Origin of the sequence: Moorena sp. SIO4E2 (genome assembly GCF_010671945.1) — a bacterium.
GTDB classification, from domain to species: domain Bacteria; phylum Cyanobacteriota; class Cyanobacteriia; order Cyanobacteriales; family Coleofasciculaceae; genus Moorena; species Moorena producens.
The window spans coordinates 1-6,570 of sequence record NZ_JAAHIE010000228.1 but is presented as its reverse complement, the minus strand read 5'-3'; the positions used below and the strand labels follow the sequence as shown (position 1 = coordinate 6,570).

The 6,570-nt window shown below is 44.3% G+C and carries 6 protein-coding genes; 1 reads left to right on the top strand and 5 read right to left on the bottom strand.

The features are described from left to right. From F6K37_RS21470 to petN, 5 genes are all read right to left on the bottom strand, one after another. The coding region (locus F6K37_RS21470) for a 2-isopropylmalate synthase (RefSeq protein WP_287252034.1) at positions 1–1,518 on the bottom strand (1,518 nt) is incomplete at its 3' end. Positions 1,519–1,606: 88 nt separating this feature from the next. Further along, on the bottom strand, positions 1,607–2,125 hold the full coding sequence (locus tag F6K37_RS21465; RefSeq protein WP_044495347.1) for a LabA-like NYN domain-containing protein: 519 nt from the start codon (positions 2,123–2,125) through the stop codon (positions 1,607–1,609). A 582-nt stretch (positions 2,126–2,707) separates the two neighbouring features. After that, positions 2,708–3,529 carry a sulfurtransferase gene (locus tag F6K37_RS21460; RefSeq protein ID WP_008190374.1) on the bottom strand — a complete coding sequence of 274 codons (822 nt, stop codon included), beginning with the start codon at positions 3,527–3,529 and terminating at the stop codon, positions 2,708–2,710. Between the two features lie 418 nt (positions 3,530–3,947). Then, complete coding sequence (locus tag F6K37_RS21455) at positions 3,948–4,082, bottom strand: hypothetical protein (RefSeq protein WP_267872114.1); 135 nt, start codon at positions 4,080–4,082, stop codon at positions 3,948–3,950. Positions 4,083–4,089: 7 nt separating this feature from the next. After that, complete coding sequence (gene petN, locus F6K37_RS21450; protein WP_010871354.1) at positions 4,090–4,179, bottom strand: cytochrome b6-f complex subunit PetN; 90 nt, start codon at positions 4,177–4,179, stop codon at positions 4,090–4,092. Positions 4,180–4,518: 339 nt separating this feature from the next. Here petN and F6K37_RS21445 point away from each other — a divergent pair, with 339 nt between their 5' ends. Further along, positions 4,519–6,336: an intein-containing RctB family protein gene (locus tag F6K37_RS21445; protein WP_287252013.1), complete on the top strand. Its 1,818-nt coding sequence runs from the start codon at positions 4,519–4,521 to the stop codon at positions 6,334–6,336. Positions 6,337–6,570 lie beyond the last annotated feature (234 nt).

The following is a 6,570-nucleotide window of genomic DNA, read 5'->3' as shown; positions in this document are numbered from 1 at the left end:
AGCCACAATAATATCCGTACTGGCAGCATAACCCGAATAGACCCGTTCATCGTGCCGCAAACGAATAGTCACTTCCCCAAGAGCATCAATTCCTGCCGTTACCGATTGCACCGAAAACTCAATCAGTTCATTAGGCACTTTCACCACCCGATTAATGGCCTTGTACACCGCATCCACCGGACCAGTACCAATAGCAGCATCACTAAGTTCTTCACCGGTAGGTGTTCGCAGGGTAATCGTAGCCGTAGGACTAGAATTATCCCCACAGGACACCTGCACCAACTCTAAATGGAACACTTCCGGTGCCTGATAAACTTCATCATTAACAATAGCTTCTAAATCCCAATCCGTAATCTCCTTCTTCTTATCCGCCACCTCTTTAAACCGAACAAACGACTTATTCAGGTCATTGTCGGACAACTCATAGCCCAACTCCTTGAGGCGAGAACGGAAAGCATTGCGACCGGATAGTTTACCCAGTATTATCTGATTTTCCTTTAACCCAATCGACTCCGCATCCATGATTTCATAGGTCAGCTTGTGCTTAAGCACCCCATCCTGGTGAATACCAGACTCATGAGCAAAAGCATTCGAGCCCACGATCGCCTTATTCGGTTGTACCAACATCCCGGTAAGACTCGAAACCAGACGGGATGTCTTGTAAATCTGACGAGTATCAATAGTGCTTAGGGGTTCCTTCGACTCTGGGGGGCGTCCGAAGAAAGGATTAAAATACTGACGGCGGACATGTAATGCCATTACCAACTCTTCCAAAGCCGCATTACCAGCCCGTTCTCCAATACCATTAATCGTGCATTCCAGTTGCCGGGCTCCATTTTTCACTGCTTCCAGGAAATTAGCCACTGCCAGACCTAAATCATTATGACCATGGACAGAAATAATTGCCCGGTCAATATTGGGAACATTTTCCTTAATCCCACGAATCAAGCCACCAAATTCGCTTGGGGTAGTGTAACCTACAGTATCAGGAATATTAACCGTAGTAGCCCCCGCATCGATTACCCGTTCCAGGACTTGGTAGAGATACTCGGGATCGCTGCGCCCTGCATCCTCCGGGGAAAATTCCACATCATCCACAAAAGACTTGGCATAAGCCACCATTTCTGGAGCAATCTCTAACACTTCCTTTCTAGTCTTCTTCAGTTTGTACTCCAGATGAATATCCGAAGTAGCAATGAAAGTGTGAATACGGGCATTAGCTGCCGGTTTGAGGGCATTCGCCGCCGCCTTGATATCATCACGACTTGCCCGTGCTAGACCACAAATAGTTGGTCCAGATTCTATGCCCACGGCTTGAGCAATTTTTTGCACCGCCTCAAAATCACCAGGACTAGCGTAGGGAAAGCCTGCTTCAATCACATCTACTCTCAATCGTGCCAGTTGGTGAGCAATAATCAGCTTCTCATCCACATTGAGGGTTGCTCCAGGAGATTGTTCCCCATCCCGAAGGGTAGTGTCAAAAATGATAATGCGCTCTGATTGAGGTTGCTGGTTCATAACTAACTCGATGGGTTGATAGTCAGTGATTTGAAGAGAACGGTCGTCAGCCAACTAGATCGAAAGTTTGCTTCATATATAATTATAACTATGAATCAATTTTTTCAATTTGATCACGGACATCATTTAAATCAATATAACGGTCAGTGGCATTCCTCAGTTCCCTAGCAATCATCCCTTCTGTGGAAACCACCGTAATATGGGTATTTTTAGAGCGCAGTAATTCAATGGCTCTTTCAAAATCCCCATCTCCACTAAACAAGATCACTTTGTCATACTGTTCCACAGTATTAAACATATCCACAACAATTTCTATATCTAAATTAGCCTTTTGTGAATAGCGACCAGAGTTATCATCATAATATTCCTTTAAAATTTTAGTACGAACGGTGTATCCTAGACTAATTAGAGCATCTCGGAACCCCCGCTGGTCTTGAGGATCTTTGAGTCCGGTGTACCAAAATGCATTAACTAGAGTAATACCAGGCTCGTTTTTAAAATAGTCCAAAACCCGCCTAGGATCAAAAAACCACCCATTCTTTTGTTGGGCGTAAAACATATTATTGCCGTCTACAAAAATAGACATACGTTTCAGTGGACAATGCATATTTACTTAAACCTAACAATTTTCTATATAATCTTTAAGATAATTTTTTATTCTAGCAGTTTTTAGCTAGTAAATTAGTAATTACCTAAGACTTAACTAGTTAGTGGGTAAGCACTCAGCTATCAGCTATCAGCTATCAGTTTATGGGCGCTTGGGCAAGCTACACCGAACAGCTTTTGAATAAAACAGGTAAGCATTCGTTTAATCTGAGTAAAGTCACAGGCATTAAGCCTGTGCCACAAAGCTGAATGCTGACGGCTGACGGCTGAATGCTTACGTTAGTGGTAATTAGTGATTTGATTACTACTGATAGTGATGAGTGATCTGTACTTACCTCGTGAAAGAGTAAGCAATAGGGGGATAATTTCCGGATTTTGAGGATAGGATGCCAAATTTTCCCTCCTCTCCAGTTAAGTTATAGGGAGAAGGGGACCAACTCAGATCGAAACAATCAGGAGTATCAAAGGGGTGGTAGTTTAACGGGATTGGCAAGCTTTTGCGCAAGCAACACACTTAACCTGTTGCTTGCTTTGAGTAGTGCCACAGTTCCTCAAAGCTTTCAGCGTCAACGGGTGGGTAAAATTATAGATAAGAGCACCAGTCACTCCAACTCCCAGCATAGAGCTTGCCAGTGTTCATTCCTGCCAATGCTAGGGAGAAGAGATTGACACAAGCGGTTACACCAGAACCACAATAAACCAGAATTTCTTGTTTGTTCTCCAGCTCAGTCCAGCGCTCTTGTTGCAATGTTAATGGTTGCAAATAACCATTGGTGTCCGTCACACCATGCCAAGGGTAGTTGAGGGCACCGGGAATGTGACCGGCAACAGGGTCAATCGGTTCTCGTTTACCTAAATAGCGATCGCTTTCCCTAGAGTCTACCAACGCCACCTCTGGCAAATCTTTACGTACTTTCACACTATTAATATCCACCACCGAATCAGAGCGCAACTGCTCTACAAAGATTCCTGGTTTTGTGGTAGGCTCTTGATCAGTTACTGGATACCCTTGGGAATGCCATCCTGTCCAACCCCCATCCAGCAACGCCACTTGGTCGTGTCCCAAGTAGCGCAGCAGCCACCACAAGCGGGCTGCAAAGGCACAACGGGAATCATCATAGGCAATCACTAGGGTTTTTCGGAAATTAACACCAATCCCTGCTAATTTTTGAGCTAACTTCCGAGGTTCAGGCAAAGGATGACGCCCACCATGACGCTCTACTGGTCTCGAAAGGTCCTTATTCAAATCGAGATAGTGAGCGCCCGGGATATGGCTAACTTTATACTGCTCATAGCCCAGGTCTGGATCAGATAGAGCAAAACGGCAATCGACAATTACGATGTCGGGATCATCAAGATGCTCACTCAGATACTGAGCAGAAACTATAAAAGGTTGTTCCGTCATGTGACATCACGGATTATAAATTTTAGTATTGATTTAGGACGAATAAGCTTTAGCGATATCAAGTGAGTCCGACGATTTAGCCTCCTAGGACTCTGTTCAAACAAAACTAATTAACGTTTGCTTGTTTGGTTGAGATTTGAACTTCCCCAACCGTCTTGGATGGGGATTCCCAGGCACAACCAAATAGATTGTTATCTCCTAGGGCGTAACTTTCCCCCGCACCGGGGGTAGCTGAGTAAGGTCAATTCCCAGTTTTTTAAGACCTTTCTCTTTTATTTTAACACTATTTGAAAGTAAAAATTCATCCCCAAACTATTCGTCAAGGGGTATTCTTTTCCCTCTCAAACTCTCCCTTTTGATAAGTTGGTAGTGCTTCCTTTAGAGGGATGAAAACCCCCAGCCATCCGCTGTCAGATTTTCATCCCTGTTTATCCCGCTGTTTGCGGCGGCGATCGCGCCACTCAGCAGCAGTTAGATAAATGATTCCTCCGCTGACCACCACTAATAATCCAGCGGCAGCAAAGAACAACATAGTGATTACGGGATTTTCCACGATACTGTTAAAACCCGTTACGACCCCAGACAACCATTGAGATTGACCAAGTGAACAAAACCAGTACAGAAACCCAGCCTAGTGTCAGAATATCCATAGCAATATATAAAAAAATTACTCAATAACTCCAAATCTTATAATAGTTCAATTTGAGACAGCCACCTCCTGCAGAAGTGGAATTCATTTGGGAATTATCTGGTTATGGGGTTAGCCCCCTGGTCTTTGAGCAAAGCTGATCATCCAGAGTCTGGCTAGGTTTCAGGTCAAGAGTATTTTAGCTGCACAGGGGGATAGTGTGACACTTACAAAACTGTCCACAGATTACTTCAAGAAAACTTGTGATGAACACCAGGTGATCAGATTCGACCTTATGGCCAAATTTGTAATATATCTGTATCATTGTGTAATATATAAAAAAAATAAATAATTTATTGTTATGCCTTACGAAAAACTAGACATCTCCACCCCAAAACCTGTGCTGTCTTGGGCGAATCACTCCCTAGCTGCTCAGGAAACCCAAATGGCGAAAAATGTTGCGTCTCTGCCATTTGTGTTTAAGCACGTCGCATTAATGCCAGACGTTCACCTAGGTAAAGGCTCATTGGTTGGCTCTGTAATTGCCACCAAAGATGCCATCCTGCCAGCAGCTGTCGGGGTAGATATTGGTTGTTTTACAGGTGATACCCTCGTTCCCTTGGTTGATGGCAAATCTTACTCACTCCAAGCACTAGCCAAAGGAGAGCGAGAAATTATTGTCTACTCCTGCACACAAACCGGAAAAATCGTCGCGGCTAAGGCTACAGCAAAATTAACCCGCCGTAACCAACTACTCTTAAAGGTCGTTCTCGACAACTCAGAAGAAATTAAATGTACTCCCGATCATCGATTCATGCTCAGGGATGGTAGTTACCGGGAAGCCCGTGACCTCGAACCAGGGACATCCTTGATGCCTTTCTACTCCCAAACCGATAAAGATGGTTACACCTTAATCCAGCAACCCGATTCTGGAAGATGGCAAAAGGCAGATGGGATTATCCCTCCCTCTGATATCCCTTCCTCTGAATGGTTAGAATCTCAATTGTCAGGAACAGTACCATCTTTTCCAGGTCACAGAACAGTCATTGACCACCATATTGATCACCATAACCTTGCTCGTGCCGAGCATCGAAGCTCAAATCTGGTAGGGGGGGCAAATCACAAAGTCGTCAATATCTTACCACTTCAGGAAAAACAAGATGTCTACTGCCTAACGGTTCCAGAGTATCACAACTTTGCCCTGACCGCTGGTGTGTTTGTTCACAACTGTGGCATGTCTGCCATTAAAACCCCTTTTGTGGCAGACCAATTGGAGGGCAAGCTCAAGAAGATTCGCTTGGACATTGAAGCAGCTATTCCCGTTGGCTTTGAGCAAAACACAGATATCGAGAAAGCAGTGGTAAACTGGCAAGGCTGGCGTGATTTTAAGGAACTTCATCCAGGTGTGCAACGGCTAGATGGAAAATCCATGAAACAGCTGGGTTCCCTTGGAGGTGGCAATCATTTCATTGAATTGTGTCTTGATACCGACAATCAAGTGTGGCTGATGCTACACTCTGGTTCACGGCATATTGGTAATCAGCTAGCTAAGTGCCACATTAAGACCGCTAAAGAATTAGCAAAGCTAGCACATACAACCCTTCCTGACCGAGATTTAGCATACTTTGTCGCAGGAACCCCTGAATTTGCTGCCTACTGGCGGGATTTGCAATGGGCGCAAAACTATGCCCGTTACAATCGCGATATCATGATGGCTCGCTTCAAGCGAATTGTAGAGAAACATCTGGCTGGTGGTAAGTCCTTCAAGCCCTTGTTGTCAGTTAACTGCCATCACAACTATGCCGAAAAAGAAGTGCATTTCTCCGAAGAGGTTTATGTTACTCGAAAAGGAGCAGTGCGAGCTCGTACCGACGACTATGGTATCATCCCTGGGTCCATGGGGGCAAAGTCTTTCATTGTTAAGGGTAAAGGCAATCATGACAGCTACTGCAGCTGTGCTCATGGTGCTGGTCGTTTGATGTCTCGCAGCAAAGCAAAAAAGCAGTTCACCGTTGATGATTTAGTTGAGCAAACTAAAGGTGTTGAGTGCCGTAAAGATAAGGACGTTATCGATGAAATCCCAGGTGCTTATAAGCCAATTGATCAGGTGATGGCTAATCAGTCAGATCTAGTTGAGGTAGTGGCAACTCTGAAGCAGGTTGTTTGTGTTAAGGGTTGAAAACTATCAAAACTGAATCGAATCATTAAACTGTTAACCATTAGACAAAATGCAACAGAAACGTTTAGGTTTATGTTGCATTTTGCCTGTTGTAATCTCAAAAAAAAATGTAAGTATTCAGCTATCAGCTATCAGCTATCAGCTATCAGCTATCAGCTAATGCGCACGCTACTTGAGGTGCTACAGATGGTGCTTTTGAATAAGCGATGCAGAGGTGCGACCCGTGGCGAATTT

Excerpts from the sequence above, each read along its gene's own strand:
- petN (WP_010871354.1), bottom strand. The coding sequence starts at position 4,179 with ATGGATATTCTGACACTAGGCTGGGTTTCTGTACTGGTTTTGTTCACT.
- F6K37_RS21445 (WP_287252013.1), top strand. The coding sequence starts at position 4,519 with ATGCCTTACGAAAAACTAGACATCTCCACCCCAAAACCTGTGCTGTCT.
- F6K37_RS21460 (WP_008190374.1), bottom strand. The coding sequence starts at position 3,529 with ATGACGGAACAACCTTTTATAGTTTCTGCTCAGTATCTGAGTGAGCAT.
- F6K37_RS21465 (WP_044495347.1), bottom strand. The coding sequence starts at position 2,125 with ATGCATTGTCCACTGAAACGTATGTCTATTTTTGTAGACGGCAATAAT.